Annotated in this window: 1 protein-coding gene and 1 rRNA gene; one reads left to right on the top strand and one right to left on the bottom strand. The window is 45.1% G+C overall.

What is annotated here, in order from left to right; translation table 11 throughout:
- Window positions 1-647 (top strand): 23S ribosomal RNA (locus H153_RS0108790); the annotation flags it as partial.
- Between the two features lie 711 nt (window positions 648-1,358).
- Here H153_RS0108790 and H153_RS10030 read toward each other — a convergent pair.
- Window positions 1,359-2,297 carry a hypothetical protein gene (locus tag H153_RS10030; RefSeq protein WP_022847754.1) on the bottom strand — a complete coding sequence of 313 codons (939 nt, stop codon included), beginning with the start codon at window positions 2,295-2,297 and terminating at the stop codon, window positions 1,359-1,361.
- Window positions 2,298-2,361 lie beyond the last annotated feature (64 nt).

The raw sequence follows: 2,361 nt of genomic DNA, 5'->3' as shown, positions 1-2,361 counted from the left end.
GTCGCCTCCTAAAAGGTAACGGAGGCGCCCAAAGGTCCCCTCAGCGCGGTCGGCAATCGCGCGTAGAGTGCAAGGGCATAAGGGGGCTTGACTGCGAGACTGACAAGTCGAGCAGATGCGAAAGCAGGGCCTAGTGACCCGGCGGTTCTGAGTGGAAGGGCCGTCGATCAACGGATAAAAGCTACTCCGGGGATAACAGGCTGATCGGTCCCGAGAGCTCACATCGACGGACCGGTTTGGCACCTCGATGTCGGCTCGTCGCATCCTGGGGCTGAAGCAGGTCCCAAGGGTTGGGCTGTTCGCCCATTAAAGCGGCACGCGAGCTGGGTTCAGAACGTCGTGAGACAGTTCGGTCCCTATCCGCCACGGGCGCAGGAGGCTTGAGGGGAGCTGCTCCTAGTACGAGAGGACCGGAGTGGGGGCACCTCTGGTGTACCAGCTGTGGTGCCAACCGCACCGCTGGGTAGCCAAGTGCCCATGGGATAACCGCTGAAGGCATCTAAGCGGGAAGCCCACCCCAAGATGAGGCCTCCCTTGACCGTAAGGTCAGTAAGGCCCCTGGGAGACTACCAGGTTGATAGGCTGCAGGTGGAAGCCCGGTAACGGGTGGAGCTGAGCAGTACTAATCGGCCGAGAGCCCTCGCCTTTAAACTACCTGAACACTGGCTTCCGCTATTCAGTGGCAAAGAACGTGCCTGGGCTTGCAGGGGTAATCGAGGAATAAGGAAAAGCCAAGGCGATAGCCTGTGTGCCCATAGCGGCGGGGAAAACAGCCCGATCCAATTGCGAAACTCGGAAGATTAAGCCCGCCAGCTGCGATGATTCTGCCGTGGAGAGGGTTTGGGAACGTAGGGCGGTGCCAGGGCTTTTTTATTTTTAAAGTCTTCTTGTTACTGTTTTCTTCTGTTCAAGGTTTCAGGGGTTTTGAACTGTCACAAAATGATTTTAGTCCTTTTTGCGGAATATGATGCAAGGACTAAAATTCTGGGCCGTTGGATTTTTTGATACAATTTAAAATGCTAAAAATCCTTGAAAAGAAAGGGAAAATGGTTATTTTAAACTATCTGAGGCTTTCTAGTTGCATCAACTTTTTGATGTTATTGTTGTTTATTCTGGCTGATTCCGAGTTGTTTTTGCATCTGTTTCTTTTCACAAGTTGCTGGTAGTTAAGAGACAGTTTTTTGAGAACGAAAGACGTTATAGGGCATTGCTTTTTTAAAGAGGCTATGAGATAAAGGGCTTTTCGAGCAAAGAAGCCGGAAATTTTCTGGAATTATTCTGTAAAAAAAGGGGAGAGATCCTTTTTAACCCTTGGAGCTTTTAAAGTTTGCCATTCGAGAAGGTGGTTGACTTTTTATTTACACTGCATCCTGATGCGGATAGAAGAAATTGAAAGATCTATGTAGGAAAAGTCCTCTGGTCTTTATTGCTTCTTCTTCTTTCTTTATTTCCAAGCTTTGGTCTTTAAACGCAAGAAAAGTATAGACGTGCTTCTTTTCAATAGCGCGTCGTGATGTAAACTTGCGGATGTTTATTCTGCGGATGTGGCACTTTTTGATAAAGACGAGAGGTATATGTATTGGGCACTTTACAGACCCTTTTCCTATGAATAGGATAAAGACTGGTGATGAAGTAACTTTCGTTTTTATAACAAAGGCCGATGCTACTATATAAGTTTCTTGATCCCGTTGGAATAGAAGCTTCTTATAAATCGGGAACAACAACTTATATATAGCATCGGCCTTTCTTATAAAAACGAAAGTTACTTCATCACCAGTCTTTATCCTATTCATAGGAAAAGGGTCTGTAAATGCCCAATACATATACCTCTCGTCTTTATCAAAAAGTGCCACATCCGCAGAATAACCATCCGCAAGTTCCACACGCGCCGGTTGAAAAAGCTCTATATCTTTCGTTGAAACAAGTGGAACAAAGAAAGGAACAGCATCAAACCCAAGCTTTTCTCTCATAGATCTTACAATCTCTTCATCAGCATCAGGTGCAGTGTGAAGATAAAAATCAACCACCTTCTCGAATGCAACTTTAAACTCAAGGGTTAAAAAGGGATCTCTCCCCTCTTTTACAGAATATTCCCAGAGAATTTCCGCTTCTTTCTCCGAAAGCCCTTTATCCATAGCCTCTTTAAAAAAAGAAGCCCTATAACGTCTCTTCTCAAAAAACTTCTTAACTACAGCAACTGTGAAGAGAAACAGAGCAAAAACAAGAATCAGCAGAATAAAAACAATAACATAAGAAGTTGATGCAACTGGAAGCCTCAGATAGTTAAAATAACGCATTTCCCTTTCCTTTCAGGATTTTTAGCATTTTAAATTGTATCAAAAATCCACGGCCAGAATTTTA

Source organism: Desulfurobacterium sp. TC5-1 (assembly GCF_000421485.1).
Lineage (GTDB): Bacteria > Aquificota > Aquificia > Desulfurobacteriales > Desulfurobacteriaceae > Desulfurobacterium_A.
The sequence above is the reverse complement of the archived record's forward strand: the minus strand, read 5'-3'. Positions and strand labels throughout refer to the sequence as shown.

Coding starts and splice junctions, on each gene's coding strand:
- H153_RS10030 (WP_022847754.1), bottom strand. CDS start 2,297: ATGCGTTATTTTAACTATCTGAGGCTTCCAGTTGCATCAACTTCTTAT.